At 70.3% G+C, this 17787-nt stretch carries 10 protein-coding genes; 1 reads left to right on the top strand and 9 read right to left on the bottom strand.

Annotated elements, in window-relative coordinates; translation table 11 throughout:
- Positions 1 to 122 precede the first annotated feature (122 nt).
- From PIQ37_RS19215 to PIQ37_RS19190, 6 genes are all read right to left on the bottom strand, one after another.
- A complete protein-coding gene (locus tag PIQ37_RS19215; protein WP_342074692.1) occupies positions 123 to 914 on the bottom strand; it encodes a DeoR/GlpR family DNA-binding transcription regulator in 792 nt (263 codons plus the stop codon).
- Positions 911 to 1570: an HAD family hydrolase gene (locus PIQ37_RS19210; RefSeq protein ID WP_342074691.1), complete on the bottom strand. Its 660-nt coding sequence runs from the start codon at positions 1568 to 1570 to the stop codon at positions 911 to 913. Before PIQ37_RS19210 ends, PIQ37_RS19215 begins: the two co-directional genes overlap by 4 nt.
- 28 nt (positions 1571 to 1598) lie before the next feature.
- Positions 1599 to 2687, bottom strand: coding sequence for an MFS transporter (locus PIQ37_RS19205; protein ID WP_342074690.1), 1089 nt, complete (start codon positions 2685 to 2687; stop codon positions 1599 to 1601).
- Between the two features lie 545 nt (positions 2688 to 3232).
- On the bottom strand, positions 3233 to 8122 hold the full coding sequence (locus PIQ37_RS19200) for an alpha-2-macroglobulin family protein (protein ID WP_342074700.1): 4890 nt from the start codon (positions 8120 to 8122) through the stop codon (positions 3233 to 3235).
- A 509-nt stretch (positions 8123 to 8631) separates the two neighbouring features.
- On the bottom strand, positions 8632 to 9627 hold the full coding sequence (locus tag PIQ37_RS19195; protein ID WP_342074689.1) for a nucleoside hydrolase: 996 nt from the start codon (positions 9625 to 9627) through the stop codon (positions 8632 to 8634).
- Between the two features lie 69 nt (positions 9628 to 9696).
- Complete coding sequence (locus tag PIQ37_RS19190; protein ID WP_342074688.1) at positions 9697 to 11916, bottom strand: TonB-dependent receptor; 2220 nt, start codon at positions 11914 to 11916, stop codon at positions 9697 to 9699.
- A gap of 650 nt (positions 11917 to 12566) precedes the next feature.
- Between PIQ37_RS19190 and PIQ37_RS19185 the strand changes: the two genes are divergently transcribed.
- Entirely contained in the window at positions 12567 to 13097 is a 531-nt protein-coding gene (locus tag PIQ37_RS19185) for a hypothetical protein (protein WP_342074687.1), read from the top strand.
- Positions 13098 to 13157: 60 nt separating this feature from the next.
- Here PIQ37_RS19185 and prpF read toward each other — a convergent pair whose 3' ends face one another.
- Genes prpF through acnD form a run of 3 tightly spaced genes read right to left on the bottom strand, consistent with a single transcriptional unit; the run spans position 13158 to position 17539 of the window.
- A complete protein-coding gene (gene prpF / locus PIQ37_RS19180) occupies positions 13158 to 14351 on the bottom strand; it encodes a 2-methylaconitate cis-trans isomerase PrpF (RefSeq protein ID WP_342074686.1) in 1194 nt (397 codons plus the stop codon).
- A 38-nt stretch (positions 14352 to 14389) separates the two neighbouring features.
- Positions 14390 to 14893 carry an SRPBCC family protein gene (locus tag PIQ37_RS19175; RefSeq protein ID WP_342074685.1) on the bottom strand — a complete coding sequence of 168 codons (504 nt, stop codon included), beginning with the start codon at positions 14891 to 14893 and terminating at the stop codon, positions 14390 to 14392.
- Positions 14894 to 14923: 30 nt separating this feature from the next.
- Entirely contained in the window at positions 14924 to 17539 is a 2616-nt protein-coding gene (gene acnD / locus PIQ37_RS19170; protein ID WP_342074684.1) for a Fe/S-dependent 2-methylisocitrate dehydratase AcnD, read from the bottom strand.
- Between the last annotated feature and the right edge of the window lie 248 nt (positions 17540 to 17787).

Genomic DNA, 17787 nt, shown 5'->3' with positions numbered 1-17787 from the left:
GGCCCGGCCTGACTCGGCGTCGGGCAGCGGGTCACTCGCGATGGCAGAGCTGTGCGGACGCCGCGCCCTTGCCGCGTTCGATGCCGTCGTGTGCGCTGCAGCGGCTGCCCGGCTGCCGTCCCTCAGGCGACGTCCGCCGGCGCAGCGCGATGCACCTGCACCGCCTGCGCGGCGAACGCGGCAAGCACACCATCCGGGGCGTCGTGCTCCACCACCAGCCGGTCGATCGCCTCCACGCCGACCACGCGGTGCGCGGCCAGGGTGCCGAGCTTGTCGCTGGTCACCACCGCCACGGTCTCGGCACTGGCCTCGACCATCGCCCGCTTGAACAGGCTCTCCTCGTCGTCCACGCCCCACAGGCCGCGCTCGGGGTCGATTGCGCAGGCGCCGGGGAAGCACAGGTCGGCGCGCAGCTGCCGCACTTGCTGCAGCGCCTGGGCGCCCACCGCCGCGCCGCTGCGCGGGTCCAGTCGTCCGCCGATCAGCAGGATCTCGATGCCCTCGCGACGCAGCAGGATCTGCGCGATGTCCGGCGCATTGGTGACCACGCTCACCCCCTGCCGCGCCGGCAGCGCAGCGGCGATGGCGCTGTTGGTGGAGCCGGCATCGATCAACAGCCGCTGCCCGGGCTTGACCAGCGCGACCGCGGCCAGCGCCAGTGCGCGCTTGCGCTCGGCATGCTCGGCCTGGCGCTGCGGCAGCGGCGCGAAGGTCGGCGTGGGCAGCAGCGCGCCGCCGTAGACGCGCCGGCACAGCCCCTGCGCGGCGAGTTCGCGCAAGTCGCGGCGGATCGAATCCTCGGACACCGCGAAGCGCTCGGCCAGTTCCGCGGCCACCACCCGGCCGTGCTCGCGCAAGCGCTGCAGGATCGCCTGCTGCCGCTCCTGCGGCAGCGTGTCGCGCTCGCCGCTCATGGCGCCGCGGCGTCGGTGCGCGGCGGCAGCAGGCCCAGTGCGACCAACTCCTCGCGCAGCGTGGCGGCGTCGCGGAACTGCAGCGCGTGCATGCCGGTGGCGGCCGCGGCGTGCACGTTGCGCGGCGCGTCGTCGATGAACACCGCCCGCGCCGGGTCGATCGCGTAGCGTTCGCACAGCAGCGCGAAGATCGCCGGGTCCGGCTTGACCAGGCGCTCCTCGCCCGACACCAGCACGCCCTCGAACCACTGCAGGAACGGATAGCGCTCGCGCGCGATCGGGAAGGTTTCGTGCGACCAGTTGGTCAACGCGTACAGCCGCACGCCCTGCCCGCGCAACTCGTCCAGCACCGCCACCGTGGCGTCCAGCGCGCCGCCCAGCATCTCCGGCCAGCGCGCGTGGTAGGCGGCGATCATCGGCGCATGCGCCGGATGCAGCGCGCTCAGTTCGGCCACCGCCTCGTGCCACGGCCGCCCGGCGTCCTGGCGCTCGTTCCACTGCGGGCTGCACACCTCGCGCAGGAAGGATTCCATCGCCGCCTCCTCGTCGAACAGTTGGCGATACAGATGGCGCGGATTCCAGTCGATCAGGACGCCGCCGAGATCGAACACCACGGTGTCCAGGCGAGGCGAGGCGGAGGGATCGGACGACGGCATGGCAGGCTCCAGCGGACGGAAGTGGGGATCAGCGGCGGACCAGGCGCGCGCCGGCGGCGACCAGCAGCAACAGCGCCGCCACCGCGGCCAGCGCCAGCGGCAGGCCGATGGCGTGGGCCAGGAAGCCGATCAGCGCCGGTCCGGCGAGCAGGCCGGTATACCCGAGCGTGGTCAAGGTCGCCAGCGCCAGCGCGGGCGAAGTACCGGGCATGCGCCCGGCGGCGCCGAACATCACCGGCACCAGGTTGGACGCGCCCAGGCCGACCAGCACGCAGCCGAGCAGGCCGCTGCCCGGCAAGGTCCCGAGGCTGGCCAGCGCCAGCCCGGCCGCGGCCAGCACCGCGCCAAGGGCGACGGTGCGCACCGGCCCCAGCCAGGCCACCAGGCGGTCGCCGCCGAGCCGGCCCAGCGCCATCGCCACCGAGAACGCGGCATAGCCCATGCCCGCCGCGCTGGGCGCCAGGCCGTGATGCTCGCGCAGCAGCACCGCGCTCCAGTCCAGCATCGCGCCCTCTGCCAGCAGGCAGACGAAGCACAGCGCGCCCAGCAGCAGCACCGGCCCCTGCGGCAGGCGCAGCGGCACCGCTTCGCTGGTGGACGCCGCGTGCCGCAGCAAGCCGCCGCGCTGCCACAGCAGCACGCCCAGCAGCAGCACGGCGACCAGCACGGCGCCGGCCAACAGCGGCAGGCCGGCACCGAGCAAGGCGCTCATGCCGGCCGCGCCGATCAGCCCACCGACGCTGAACAGGCCGTGGAAGCCGGACATCGCCGCTTTCTGCAGACGCCGCTCCACCTCCACCGCATGCGCGTTCATCGACACGTCGAGCGCGCCCAGCGCCGCGCTGAAGTAGAGCAGCGCCGCCACCAGCAGCGGCACGCTGGGCGCCAGCGCCAATGCCGGCAATGCCAGGCACAGCGCCAGTGCGCTGGCGACGATGACCGTGCGCGCGCCCAGGCGGTGGCTGAGCAGCCCGCCCAACGGCATCGCCAGCACCGAGCCGGCGCCGAAGGCCAGCAGCACCATGCCCAGCCGCGCGTCGTCCAGCGCGAAGCGCGCCTTGACGTAGGGCACCATCGGCGCCCAGGCGGCCATGGCCATGCCTGAGAGCAGGAACATGCCGCGGGTGGCGGCGACGGCGCGGGAGACGGTGGGCGCGGGGGTTGGCGCGGAAGCTGGAGGCGAGGCGGACGGCATGCGGGGGAACCTGCGATCGGATGCGAGCCCAGCTTAGACGAACGTGCATAATCGTGCAAAAACGTGCATTCATCGACGTCGGGGCGTTGCGGCGGCCATTTGGTCTCTGAGCAGCGGCCGGCGCGATTCCGCCTGGGAGTTAGCGCTGCGGCGACGCAGGCGCTGGCCGCAAACGACGACAGGACCCTGCCGGGTCCTGTCTTGGGTGCTGCGAAGTGTGAGGGCGTCTGCAGCCCGGTTGGGCGCGGCGGTCTTTGGTGCATTGCTGGCGGTCGTACCTCACCGCCGACCCCTCTTCCGGGGGAGAGGGGTTGAGCGCGGCGGTTCTGGCGCATTTCTGGCCGCCGTACCCTCACCCCTGCCCCTCTCCCGGAGGGAGAGGGGAGTTGAGCGCGGCGGTTCTGGTGCATTTCTGGCCGCCGTACCCTCACTCCCTGCCCCTCTCCCGGAGGGAGAGGGGAGGTCTATCAGGGCTGCACGACGTTGATCGTGCCGGGGTTGCTGCGCCCCACCCCGCGCAGGTCGGGACGGTACATGTCCTCGACCAGCGACGGCGGCACCGTGTAGGTGCCCGGGGTCACCGCGCGAACCAGGTAGAACACCTGCGCCTTGCTGCCCGCCGACAGGCTCAGCGCGGCCACGTAGCGGTCGTCGCGGAACTCCTCGTGCTTGACGTCGGCGGCGTTGGAGCGGTCGCTGATCTCGATGCCGTCCACCACCACGTCGGCCCACTGCTTGGCGTCGCCCAGGTTGAAGTTCTCGATCTCCAGGCCGGCCGGCAACAGGTCGGTCAGCAGCGCGTCGGGCATGCTGGTGTCGGAAGTGATGGTGACGCGCACGATCAGCGCCTCGCCCTCCTTCAGCGGCTGCGGCGTCCACGGCTTGCCGTCGGTGCCGTAGAAGCTGCGTTCCACCTTCAGCGTGCTGTCGTCGGCCGCCGGCGGGGTGCGCGGCACACCGGCGATTTCCAGGCTGGCGTACAGCGGCGGCTGGCCCTGCGGCACGAAGTGCACGCCGCGCGCCAGCTCGGCCTCGTCGAACTGGCGGCCGAAGGCCTTGGCCGGTGCGATCGCCTCGCTGCTGTCGCCGATGCTCAACTGTCCGGACACCTGCGCGGTCTGGCTGTTGAGCAGGGCCTTGCCCATGCGAGCCAGCGCCACCTGTTCCTGCGTGCTCAGCCACAGCCAGCCGCCGCGCCGGCGCGCGTCCAGTTCGCGGCCCAGCGCCATCACCCGCGCGTCGTACTCGGGCTTGGCCAGGCCGCGCTCGTGCAGCAGCGCGACCATCAGCGCATCGTCGCGGACCACGCTGCCGTAGTCGCCGAAGTAGCGCGGCCGGTCGGCGCTGTCCTTGGCGAAACCGGCGGCGATCGCCGCTTCGCCACGCTTCTTGTCGCCCTGCAGCGACAGCGCCACGCCCAGGTGCACCAGCGACAGGCCAGTCAGCGCCTTGCTGCGGTCGTTGTCGTACAGCGCGCGCAGCGTGCCCAGCGGCGCACGGTTGACCCGCGCCAGCACGTAGCCGGACCAGGCCTGATTGGCGAACTTCAGGTTCTCGCGGCGGTCCTGGCCGTAGAAGTTGTTGCCGCCGGACAGCAGGTCCTCGCTGAGCCGGTTCAACGCCTTCTGCAGCACGTTGTCGGGCACCGCGAAACCGGCGTCCTTGGCGTCGAGCAGGAACTCGGCGATGTACGGGGTCAGCCCCGGATTGACGTAGCCGTCGTCGCCCCACATCGAGAAGTGGCCGCTGGACACCTGCATCGAAGCCAGCCGCCCGAACGCGCCTTCCATGCGCGCGCGACGCGTGGCCGCATCCAGGCCCTTGACCCCGAGCAGGCGCGCGGTGGCGTCGTCGAGCAGCAGCGCGGCGTAGCCCTTGCTGGTGGTCTGCTCGGCACAACCGTAGGGATACTGCAGCGCGCCCTGCAGGGCGCTGGCGAACGGGATCGGCGGCAATGCGCTGACCAGCATGCGCGCGTTGACCGAGCCGGCCATCAGGCCCTCGGCATCGCTGGCCCCCAGGGTCACCGGCGCCAACGGGTCGAGCACGCGGGTCTGCGCGCGCAGCACCGACGGCCACGCCGCACGCACCGGCAGGTCGTAGCGGCGGTCGGCGGCATAGCCATTGCCCTCCACGCGCACCCGTACCTTGGCCACCGTATAGCCTTCCTGCGCCACCAGCGGGAAGCTCAGGGTGGCCTTGCCGTCCTTGCCCAGCTTGGCGCTGCGCGCGTTGTCGGCGATCGCCAGCGGGCCTTCGCCGTCCACCCGCACCTTGAACTCGCCCGGCTGGCCGGTGAAGTTCTGCACGTCCAGGGTCACGGTGCTGCGGTCGCCCGGCGCCATCACCCGCGGCATGCTGGCCTCGGCCACGATCGGCGCGCGCACCAGGGTCTCCACGTCGCGGTTGCCGTAGCGCTCGTCCGAATAGACCAGCGCCGACACGCGCAGGGTGCCGTTGAAGTCCGGCACCGGCAGCTGCACGCGGGCGTTGCCCTTGGCGTCCAGTTGCACCGGGCCGGAGAACAGGTCCACGGTCTGCACCCGCGCGGTCGGCCGCTTGGCCTGCGGCAACGCCGCCAGCGCCATGTCGCCGCCGAAGCGCAGCTTGCCGGTGCCGCCCTCGAAGCTCTCGATCACCCGGCCGTAGATGTCGTAGGCGTCCACGCCCAGGCGCCGCTGCGCAAAGAACTGCGCGTTGGCGTTGGGCACCGGGAAGCGGGTGATGTTGAGGATGCCCACGTCCACCGCGGAGATGGTCACGTGCGCCTGCTTGCCGGCCAGTTCCGGCACGCTCACCGTCACCGGCAGCGGCTGCTCCGGACGCATCTGCTTGGGCGCGACCAGGCCCACCGCCACGCGCCGGGCCTTGCGGTCCATCGGCACGTAGGCCACGCCGACCGCGCGCGCCGGGGTGATCTTGCTCGGCGCCGAGCCGCCACGGAACACCAGCGCGGTGACATAGACGTCGTGGCGCTCCCAGTCCTTGGTCACCGGGATCTCGAAGCGGCTGCCCGGCTTCACGTCGATGTCCTGCACGTACAGCATGCGGTCGCTCTCGACCATCAGCAGGCCGGGGCCGGCATGCGGCGGGGTCAGGGTGACCTTGAGCGTGTCGCCGGCCTTGTAGCCGGTCTTGTCCAGCGCCAGCTTGACCTTGTCCGGGCGCGCATCGAGGCCGCGGTTCTCGTCGTTCCAGCTCCAGCCGGCATGGAACGGATAACGCGTGGTCAGGCCGGTGGCCGGGTCGAACACGTCCACCCGGTACTCGCCCCACTCCACCGGGAAGTCGACCTTGGCGGCGCTGGCGCCGGCATCGACGGTGAGCGTCTGCTTGTTCTCGAAGCGGCGGGTGAAGTCGTAGTCCCAGCGGTTGTCGGTGAACGCCCAGTGGTAGTCGCGCAGCTCGCGCACCAGGGTCACCTTCAGGCCCTGGGCCGGCTGCGGCTTGCCCTGCGCATCCACGCGCATCAGTTCGAAGCGCGCGTTGGCGTTGGCGTCGGCGCCGTCCTTGTCGTCGAACAGCGGGCGCACGCCGACCAGCGCCGGCGCCGGCCACAGCACGCGCTTGAGCGTGCGGGTGACGGTGCGGCCGCCGGTCTCGTACACGCTGGCCGAGACCAGCGCGGCAATGGTGCTGGTCGGCTTGGCCTCGTCGGGCAGCGCCAGGTCCTCGCTGAGCTTGCCGTCGGCGCCGAACTCGGTGTCGACCACGTCCTTGGCCTCGCGCGGCAGCTGCAGGGTCGGGTCGCCGAAGAAGTAGCCCGGCAGCGCCTCCACCGGATGCTGCTCCACCGCCACCGCCAGCTTGGCGGTGAAGCGGTTGCCCGCGGCCGGCGCGCCGTACAGGTAGGCGGCGGTGGCCTGCAGCTTGAACGGCTCGCCCGGCTTGAGCGTCTTCTGCGCGCTGTCCAGGTCCAGCTTCATGCGCTCGGGCAGGAACTCCTCGATGCGCAGGGTCATGCCCTGCACCGCTTCCTTGCTGGTCGGGTCGGTGCGGAACTCCACCTGCCAGCGTCCGGTCGGCGCATCGGCGGGGATCAGTTGCTCGAAGCTGAAATAGCCCTGCTCGCCCGGCTGCAGCCGGGTCTCGCGGAAGATCTTGCCGTCGGGCTGCTTCAGCCGCAGGAACACCGGCTGCGTGCCCTTGCCGGTGGTCGGCACCGGCTTGCCGTCGTTGTCGCGCAGCAGCGCCGACACCCGCACGGTCTCGCCGGGGCGGTACAGGTCGCGGCCGGACCAGGCGAACACGTCGAACCAGGCGTTCTCGCGCCCGGCCACCGCGAACTCGCTCAGGTCCAGCGCCGGCTGGTTGAACGGCAGCATCGACAGATCGGTGCCGCTGCGCGCCACCAGCACCTGGCCGGCGTCGAGCGTGTAGTTCAGCAGCGCGTTGCCGTTGTCGTCGGTCTGGCCCTTCAGGAACAGCTCGCCGTCGGCGCCGAGCACGCGCAGCTCCACCTTCTTCAGCGGCTCGCCGCTCTGCAGCGAGGCGGTGTGCACGAACAGCTTGTCCTTGTAGGCGCGCGCGTGCAGGCCGATGTCGCTGACGGTGAAGAAGGCGGTGTCGTATTCGTTGTCGAACTTGCCGGGGCGGCGCAGCACCGCGAAGTACAGGCCCGGCGCCTGCAGTTCCTTGATTTCCTGGATCGGCAGGTAGGTCAGCGCGCGCTCGTTCTTGTCGCCGCCGAGCACGAAGCGGTTGACGTAGACCGAGTCGGCCATCTGCGAGATCGGGGTGTGCTCGCCGTACTCGCTATCCAGTTCCCAGGTGCCGCGGCGGCCGCCGCGCTGGTACTGGGCGAAGAACGTCGGCAGCGCGCCCTCCTTGACCCGCATGAACTCCACGTCCACTTCCGGCACGTTGAGCGAGACCACCGGCAGGCCGCGGCTCTCGCGCGCCGGCAGCACGCTGCCCTGCGAGGCGAAGCCGACCGCCGGGGTCAGTTCGCCGGTGTAGACCTTCTGCTTGAGCGGCTTGCCCAGGCGGCTGCCGTCGGCGGCCAGCAGGTCGGCCGAGATCACCACGGTGTAGTCCTTGGCCGCCTCCACGTAGGGATAGCGCAGGGTCTTGCCGTCGTCGGACAGCGACCAGGCGCTCTCGTCGGTGCCGACCTTCTCCTCGAAGCGCAGCAGCTTGTCGAAATCCTGGGTGCCGACCAGCGGCCGCGAGAACTCCAGCGCCAGCGACAGCCCGTCGCTCTTCTGGTCGGGATAGGCGCGGACCAGGCCGAAGCCCTTCATCGCTTCCTTCTGCCCCTTCACCGGCTCGCCGCTGGCCTCGGGCAACTGCCCGGATTCGTTGCGCTTGCAGCCGCCCAGCGCCAACGCCAGGCCCAGCAGCAAGAACGTCCCCATCAACCCCGCGCGCAGGCCCGCCCAGCGCCGCTTCGAATCCGTGTGCATGCGTTCGCTCCGTGAATGTGGCGCGAGTATAAAGCGCCGGCGCGACGGCTGGAGGGGCGAAGATGCGCCATCCGTCGGCGTGTGCGCGGCAGGCCGCCGTCGGCGCGGAAGCATCTCCCGCAACCATGCCACCGATCGCCGTGGAGCCCCTGGCTCTACATAGCCTCGGGCCATCGGCCGCGACAGACATCCCCGGGAACGCCCGTCGCGGCTGAAGCCGCTCCTACCCTGAGTACCCGCGCACCTTCGCTCGAGGTCATGTGGGAGGGACATCTGTCCCGGCGCGGCGGCAATGGATGCGCCGATGGCTCCACTCGTCGGGACTGAAGTCCCTCCCACAGGGAAGCCAATCCGATGGCCCTGCCGTTGGCACGCACGGCGCGAGCCTCATGTGGGAGGGACTTCAGTCCCGACTGCAGCGCAACGAATCAGCCAACTGCCCCGCTTGTCGCGACCACGCGTCAGCGCAGCAGCCGCTGCATGTACAGCGCAATCAGCCGCGGCCGATCCAGTGCCAGGCAGACCTGCGCATTGGCCGCAGCCCCCGCTGTTTCCGCCGCCGGCGCCTCGCGGGTGTAGCCCTTGTCGTCGACCACGATGCGCAGCGGCACGGTGGGGCACAGGCCGGGATCCATCAACTGCGCCACCGGCACCACGTCGAACAGCGTCGGGGTGGCGCTGGCCCAGGGTTGGTCGGTGTCGCGCCACTGGTAGTAGAGCTGCGCCAACGCATCGGTCAGCGGCTCGCCATGGGCGAACAGCGCCACCCGCTCCGGCTCCTCCAGGGTCACCTGGGTGGCGTCCAGCGGCAGCATCACGATCGGCACGCCGGCGGCGAACACGCGCTGCGCAGCGGGGATGTCGGCGGCGATGTTGTACTCGGCCGCCGGCGGATTCGGCGGGCGGTAGCGCGACTTGCCGTAGCCCACGCGTACCGAGCCGCCCATCAGCACCACCTGCTTGAGCTGGGCGAAACCGGCCGGATCGCGCTGCAGCGCGCGCGCCGCGTCGGTCAGCGGGCCGAGCACCAGCAGGGTGACCTGGCCGGGATGCCGCCGCGCCTGCGCCACGATGAAGTCGGCCGCATCCGGCGCCTTGCGCGGCAGCGTGCCCTTCGCCGCCCAGCGCGCCTGGCTGAAGGGAATCGTGCTGTCTGTGCGCTGCCCGATCGCCAGCGGAATGTCGCTGCGGCCGGCCTGCTGCAGCAGCCGCTGCAGCAGTTGCGCACGCAGGCCGGTATCGCCCCAGGCCGAGGCGATGCCCAGCACCTGCAGCTCCGGGCTGCGCAACAGCAGCGCCAGCGCGAACGCATCGTCGATGTCGTCGCCGACGTCGGTGGACACCACCACCTTCTGCGGTGGCGCGGCCGTTGCTGGCGCCGTCGCCGCCGTCGCATCGTTCACCCACACGGCCGCGATCAGCAGCGCCGACGCCGCCCATTGCTTCAGCACGCGCATGCGTGTCTCCCAAAAAAGAACCGCCGGCATGATAGCCGGCGGTCGGTGGTGCAACGGCGGGGCCGCGGATCAGAAGTTGGCGCGGAACTGCGCGCCGACGATGCGCGGATCGTTGATGAAGCCGGTGAGGTTGTTGAAGTCGATCGCACCGGTGGCGCGGATCTGGTTGGTGCAGTTGCGGCAGAACACCGAGACCTCGTACGCGCCGGCGCCCCAGTTGTAGCCGATCTTGGCACCGCCCTCGAGCAGCGGCTGGCCGACGAACTCGCGCGAGTCGTACAGGAAGAAGTTGATCTCGCTGCGGTAGGACCAGTCGGTGAAGAAGAAGAACTCGGCGTCGTCACCGACCGGGATGCCGTAGCGCAGGGTCGCGTTGCCCATCCACTTGGCTGCCTGCGGCAACACGTTGCCGTCGATCAGCGCGCGGCCGGAAGCGTTGACCGGATCGGTCACGGTGCAGGTGCGGCACACGCCCACCGACAGGGTCGAGTCCTCGATGCGGGTCCAGTTGTAGGCGCCGCCCAGGGTCATGCGCAGGTTCTGGGTCAGCAGCGCTTCGAAGTCGAACTCGGCGCCGCGCGCCTTGGAGGCCTTGGCGTTGAGCAGGCGCACGTCGTTGGACGCGCCACCGACCGCGGTCAGCTGCTGGTTCTTCACCTTGAAGTCGTAGACGTCGAAGCTCAGGCGCGCACGCTTGTCGAACAGGTCGGACTTGATGCCGATCTCGTAGGAGTCCACGGTCTCCGGCGCGGCCACGGTCAGCGGCGCGGTGGCCGACGGCACGCCGAAGCTGGCGCCGCGGAAACCGCGGGCGGCGCGCCCGTAGACGTTGATGTTGTCGTTGATGGTGTAGGTGGCGCTGAGGTCGCCGGTGACCTTGGAGTTGTCGGTGCTGCCGCTGGAGGGCTGCTGCAGGGTCACGCGGTCCAGCGCGAGCACGTCGAAGGTCTTCTTGTCGTAGGTGTAGCGGATGCCGGCGCGCAGGTTCAGGCGCTCGGTGGCCGCGTAGTTCAGCGAGCCGAACGCCGCCCACGAGGTGTTGCGCTGGCGGGTCAGCTGGTAGCTGGACAGGGTGCCGCCGGCCAGGGTGTTGTAGGTGTAGTTCTCGCCTTCCACCGAATCGTGGAAGTAGTACAGACCGGCCTGCCAGTTCAGCGGTCCGGTGTACTGCGACTCGGCGCGCAGCTCCTGCGAGTACTGGTCCAGGTTCTTGATGCCGCCGGCGGTTTCCACCGGGAACGCGATCACCCCGGGGCCGGACGGCGGCGCGAACACCGCGCCGTAGCCGCCGTCGATGTCGCCGCGGCTGTAGTACTTGCCGATGCCCTCGTAGCCGGTGATCGAGTGCAGCACGATGTCGCCCAGGTCCCAGGTCAGGTTGGCGCTGCCGCCGTAGGTCTGCAGTTCCTGGGTGTTCTTGCCGTCGATGGACACCTTGTCCGGATCGAAGCCGGCGACCAGCTGGTTGGTGCCCGGCTGGAAGATGTTGGCGCGGAACAGCCGCGCGGTGCCGTCGAGGTGGCGCGCGTGCGCGTTGAACAGCGCGCTGAAGTCCTCGCCCGGCTGGAACAGCACCTGCAAGCGCACCGCCGAGTCCATGTAGCCTTCGAACGAACGGTTGTCGATGGTGTTGTCGACCCAGTCGCCGCGGCGCTGGCCCAGCGCCGACAGGCGCGCGGCCCACTTGTCGCCCATCGCCACACTCAGGCCGGTTTCCATGGTCATGGTGCCGTAGGTGCCGTAGGACAGGCTGGCGTAGCCGTCGTTGGCGCCGATGGTCGGCTTGACCGAGTTGAACTTGACCACGCCGGCGGGGGTGTTGCGGCCGAACAGCGTGCCCTGCGGACCACGCAGCACTTCCAGGCTCTGCAGGTCGAAGATCGGGAAGCCCTTCAGGAACGCGTTCTCGGCGACCACGTCGTCATAGATCAGCGACACCGGCTGCGAGGCGTAGGTGTTGAAGTCGGTGTTGCCGTAGCCGCGGATGTAGAAGCGCGGGAACACGCGGCCGTTGGACGACTCGACGTTGAGGCTGGGCGCCTTGCCGGCCAGCACGCGCACGTCCGAGCCGCTGGTGGCGATGGCGTCCAGGTATTCCGGGCGCAGCACGCTGGCCGACACCGGCACGTCCTTGGAGTCCTCGGCACGGCGCTCGGCGGTGACCTTGATCGTGTCCAGACGGGCGGCCCCGTCGGTGCTGTCCGCCTGCTGGGCGGCGGCGGGGAACGAAAGCGCGGAAACGACGGCAACGGCAAGCGCACTGGCGCGCAGCGACCAACTGGCAGACATGGGAACTCCGGGATGGGTGGGCGTAATCGGGAGCGCGCCGAGTCCTTGCCGCGCCGCAGCATAATTAACACAAAATATACAACCTGCGGCGGCCGGCGTCACCTGGGGGGCGGGGATTTGGGATTGGGGAGTCGGGATTGGCAACAGCGGGGCCTGGCGGCGGCGGCTCGCCTGCCGGCCCGGGCCGCCTTCCCTTTTTGGATGGCCACAGCCGCTTTTGTCGCGTCGGGACTGAAGTCCCTCCTACAAGAGCATGCACAGCGCGCCGCCACCGCCACCGCCACCGGCACCGGTGGCGGTGGCGGTGGCGGTGGCGGTGGCGGTGGCGGAGCATGGGACCGCGAGATGCCTTGTGGGAGGGACTTCAATCCCGACGCGGGGAGTTCTCAGGCTGCAGGCCACTTTGGAGCGCCGGTGGAAGCAACACGCCCCGGCAATGCTTCAACCATGGCACGCCGCTCCTCCGAGCACCCGTGCCAACCCGCACGTCCCGCGCCCGCGGCAGGAACGCCAGCAGCGCAGACGGCCATCCCGCTGCCGCAAGCCCACACGGGCAGCACGAAATGGCATCGCATCCGGCGCGCCGCTTCACACAGCGACCGCTACTGCGTCTGAAGAGCGCGCATCCGCGCTGCCTTGGAGAGACCCCGATGTTCACACCCCGATCCCTGTCCCTCGTCGCCGCACTCTGCGCGACGCTGCTCACCTGCTCCGCCCAGGCCAAGACCTGCACCGCGGTCGACAACATCGTAGCCAGCACCGCGTCGGACACCGCCAATCGCGCCGCTGGTGGCATTGGCGGGCACGTCGGCCTGCACATGCAGAACGCCACGACGCCGCTGCCGCCCAGCGGCGCGCAGAGTCAGCTCGGAAAATCGGCGTTCGCCAACTGGGCGACGTTCCAGGGCGCCTTCAACAACTGGGCCGCGGCCAAGACAGGCAAGCACGCCGACTGCGGCACTGGTGGCGGCGCGAAAGACATCGTCGATGCGGCCAGTGTCGGCATCACCGCGGGATGGGCCTGCACCGCCGCGGACGGGAACGGCATCTGCAGCACCTGGCGCAAGTTCAAGCCGGTCAAGGTCTGCTTCTGGTACGCCAACTCCCCCGGCGCGAAAGGCACGGCCGGCAAATGGCTGCTCAACACGGCCTACCCGTCGCTCAACGCGGACTGCAGTTGAGCGGTCCCGCCGCGGTTGGCAGCGCCATGCGGAACTTGCGCCTCCGCATGGCCTGCCGGCTCAACCCGCCGGCGTCTCCGGCACCCGCACCCAGCCTTCCATCAGCACCCGCGCGCTGCGGCTCATCAAGGCCTTGGTGACCGTCCACTGGCCGTCGACCTGGCGCGCCTCGGCGCCGACCCGCAAGGTGCCGGAGGGATGGCCGAAGCGCACCGCGGTGCGTTCGCCGCCGCCGGCGGCGCGGTTGACCAGGGTGCCGGGAATCGCCGCGGCGGTGCCGATCGCCACCGCTGCGGTGCCCATCATCGCGTGGTGTAGCTTGCCCATCGACATCGCCCGCACCAGCAGGTCGATGTCGGCGGCCGCCACCGGCTTGCCGCTGGAGGCGGTGTAGTCGGCCGGAGGCGCGACGAAGGCGACCTTGGGCGTGTGCTGGCGCGTCGCCGCGTCTTCCAGCGTGGCGATCAGGCCCATGCGCAGCGCGCCGTACGCGCGGATGGTTTCGAAGCGCTGCAGCGCCTGCGCATCGCCGTTGATCGCGTCCTGCAGTTCGGTGCCCAGGTAACCCAGCGCCTGCGCCTCGAGGAAGATGGTGGGAATGCCGGCGTTGATCAGGGTCGCCTGGAAGCTGCCGACCCCGGGCACCTCCAGCGTGTCGACCAGGTTGCCGGTGGGGAACATGGCGCCGCCGGCGCCGTCCTCGTCGGCGGCCGGGTCGAGGAATTCCAGCGCGATCTCCGCCGCCGGGAAGGTCACCCCGTCCAGCTCGAAATCGCCGGTCTCCTGCACCGCGCCGTCGGTCATCGGCACTTGCGCGACGATGGTCTTGCCGATGTTGGCCTGCCAGATCCGCACCGTGGCGATGCCATCGCGCGGAATCCGCGCCGGATCCACCAGCCCGGCGGCGATCGCGAACGGCCCCACCGCAGCGGACAGGTTGCCGCAGTTGCCGCTCCAGTCCACGAACGCGCGCTCGATCGCCACCTGGCCGAACAGATAGTCCACGTCGTGGTCCGGGCGCGTGCTCGGCGCCACGATCACGGTCTTGCTGGTGCTGGACGTGGCCCCGCCCATGCCGTCGATCTGCTTGGCGTAGGGATCGGGGCTGCCGATCACCCGCTGCAGCAGCGCATCGCGCGCCGGGCCCGGCGTCTGCGCCGCCGCGGGCAGGTCCTGCAGGCGGAAGAACACGCCCTTGGAGGTGCCGCCGCGCATGTAGGTGGCGGGGATGCGGAGTTGCGGAGCGTGGGCCATGGCGGTTCCGGTTGCGTGCGAAAAGAAGAAACGACGGATCAGGGCGAATCGGGAATCTCGGGCTCGACCAGTTGCGTCAGCAGGCTCAGCGACTCCTGCCAGCCGAGGTGGCAGAACTCCACCGGGATCTGCGGCGGGATGCCCTCCTGCACGATCTCCAGCGCGGTGCCGCAGGCCACCGGCCGCAGCCGCACGGTCACGATCATCTCGCCGGGCAGGTCCGGGTTGTCGAAGCGGTCGGTGTGGCGGATCAGCTGGCCAGGCACCAGCTCCAGGTAGGTGCCGCCGAAGGCACTGCTGGTGCCGGTGCCAAGGTTGGTGAAGCTCATCCGGTAGCTGCCGCCCACCCGCGCGTCCAGCGCATGCACGGTGGCGACGAAGCCGTGCGGCGGCAGCCACTTGACCAGCGCCGCCGGCTCCAGGAAGGCGCGGTAGACGCGCTCGGCCGGCGCGCGCAGCACGCGATGCAAGTGGACGGTCCCGGTGGTGGCGGCGGACGTGGTCATGGCGGTCTCCTCGGCGGTGGCGGGCGCGGCCAGCATGGCACGCGCCCGAAGACAGCGGCAGCCGGCTCAGGCGCTGCGGGCGTCCTCGAGGAAGTCCTGGGCGAAGCGCTGCAGCACGCCGCCGGCCTCATAGATGGACACCTCCTCGTTGCTGTCCAGGCGGCACAGCACCGGCACCTCCACCACGGCGCCGTCCTTGCGCACGATGCGCAGCGTCAGCGTGGCGCCCGGGGTGCGCGCGCCGACCACGTCGAAGGTCTCGCTGCCGTCGATGCCCAGGGTCGTGCGCGTGGTGCCGGGCAGGAACTGCAGCGGCACCACGCCCATGCCGATCAGGTTGGTGCGGTGGATGCGCTCGAAGCCTTCGGCGACGATGGCCTCGACCCCGGCCAGGCGCACGCCCTTGGCCGCCCAGTCGCGCGAGGATCCCTGGCCGTAGTCGGCGCCGGCGATCACGATCAGCGGCTGCTTGCGCGCCATGTAGGTCTCGATCGCCTCCCACATGCGCAGCACCTGCCCGTCCGGCTCCAGCCGGGTCAGCGAGCCCTGCTTCACCTTGCCATCGACCACCGCCATTTCGTTGATCAGCTTCGGGTTGGCGAAAGTGGCGCGCTGCGCGGTGAGGTGGTCGCCGCGATGGGTGGCGTAGGAATTGAAGTCCTCCTCCGGCACGCCCATGTGCGCCAGGTATTCGCCGGCGGCGCTGTCGGCCAGGATCGCGTTGGACGGCGAAAGGTGATCGGTGGTGATGTTGTCGCCGAGCACCGCCAGCGCGCGCATGCCGCGCAGCGTGCGTTCGCCGGCCAGCGCGCCTTCCCAGTACGGCGGGCGGCGGATGTAGGTGCTGCGCGGGCGCCAGGCGTACAGCGGCGCCACCGGCGCGCCCTGCTCCACGCGCACGTTGAACATCGGCGCATAGACGCGGCGGAACTGCTCCGGCTTCACCGCGGCGCGCACCGCCGCATCGATCTCGGCGTCGCTGGGCCAGATGTCCTTCAGCCGCACTTCGCGCCCATCGGCATCAGTACCCAGCACGTCCTTCTCGATGTCGAAGCGCACCGTGCCGGCGATGGCGTAGGCGATCACCAGCGGCGGCGAGGCCAGGAACGCCTGCTTGGCGTAAGGATGGATGCGCCCGTCGAAGTTGCGGTTGCCCGACAGCACCGCGGTGGCGTACAGGTCGCGCGCCACGATCTCCTGCTGGATGCGCGGTTCCAGCGCGCCGCTCATGCCGTTGCAGGTGGTGCAGGCGAAGGCGACGATGCCGAAGCCCAGCGCTTCCAGGTCCGGCAGCAGGCCGGCCTCTTCCAGGTACAGCTGCACCGCCTTGGAACCGGGCGCCAGCGAGGTTTTCACCCACGGCCTGCGGGCCAGGCCGCGCGCGCGCGCATTGCGCGCCAGCAGGCCGGCGGCGATGACGTTGCGCGGGTTGGAGGTGTTCGTGCAGCTGGTGATGGCGGCGATGATCACCGCACCGTCGGGCATGCGCCCCTGCGCCTGCTCGGCCTGGCCGGCGGCCAGCTTGGTGGCGTCGGCGATGCCGCGCGCGGCCAGTTCGGTGGTCGCCACGCGCTTGTGCGGATTGCTGGGGCCGGCCATGTTGCGCACCACCTGCGACAGGTCGAAGCGCAGCACGCGCTCGTACTGCGCGGTGGCCAGCGCGTCGGCCCACAGCCCGGTGGTGCGCGCGTACTGCTCCACCAGCGCCACCTGCGTTTCCTCGCGCCCGGTCAGGCGCAGGTAGTCCAGGGTCTGCTGATCGATGTAGAACATCGCCGCGGTGGCGCCGTATTCCGGGCACATGTTGGAGATGGTGGCGCGGTCGCCGATGGTCAGCGCGGCGGCGCCTTCGCCGAAGAATTCCAGGTACGCGCCGACCACGCGCTCCTGGCGCAGGAACTCGGTCAGCGCCAGCACCACGTCGGTGGCGGTGATGCCGGGCTGCGGCCGGCCGCTCAGCTCCACGCCGACGATGTCCGGCAGGCGCATCCACGAGGCACGACCGAGCATCACGCTCTCCGCTTCCAGCCCGCCGACGCCGATCGCGATCACGCCCAGCGCGTCCACGTGCGGGGTGTGGCTGTCGGTGCCCACGCAGGTATCGGGGAAGGCGACGCCGTCGTGCACGTAGATCACCGGCGACATCTTCTCCAGATTGATCTGGTGCATGATGCCGTTGCCCGGCGGGATCACGTCCACGTTGCGGAATGCGCGCTTGCTCCAGTCGATGAAGTGGAAGCGGTCCTCGTTGCGGCGATCCTCGATCGCGCGGTTCTTGGCGAAGGCCTGCGGATCGTCGCCGCCGCACTCCACCGCCAGCGAGTGGTCGACGATCAATTGCACCGGCACCACCGGATTGACCTTGGCCGGGTCGCCGCCCTGCTCGGCGATGGCGTCGCGCAGTCCGGCCAGGTCCACCAGCGCGGTCTGGCCGAGGATGTCGTGGCACACCACCCGCGCCGGAAACCACGGAAAATCCAGGTCGCGGCGGCGTTCGATCAGCTGCAGCAAGGCATCCTGCAGCAGGCCAGGATCGCAGCGACGCACCAGGTTCTCGGCGAACACCCGCGACACGTAGGGCAGGCCGGCGTAGGCGCCCGGGCTGATCGCATCGACTGCGGCCTGCGCGTCGAAGTAGTCCAGCGCGGTGCCGGAAAGGGATTTACGGTAGTGGCTGTTCATGGCTGGCTACAGTAGAAAAAAGCGAAGACTGATCCCTTCTCCCTTCGGGAGAAGGTGCCCCGAAGGGGCGGATGAGGGTACGGGCGAAGCCTAGTGCAACCAGATTCCTCATGAGGGCGGATGAGGGTACGAGCGAAGCCTGGTGCAACCCGACTCCTCATGCGAGCGGATGAGGATGCGGGCCAAGCTCGTGCGACCGAACACCACGAGGCTGCGCCCGTACCCTCACCCCCGACCCCTCTCCCGAC

The sequence above is a fragment of the Xanthomonas protegens genome, from assembly GCF_038442435.1.
Classification (GTDB): Bacteria; Pseudomonadota; Gammaproteobacteria; order Xanthomonadales; family Xanthomonadaceae; genus Xanthomonas_A; species Xanthomonas_A sontii.
The sequence above is the reverse complement of the archived record's forward strand: the minus strand, read 5'-3'. Positions and strand labels throughout refer to the sequence as shown.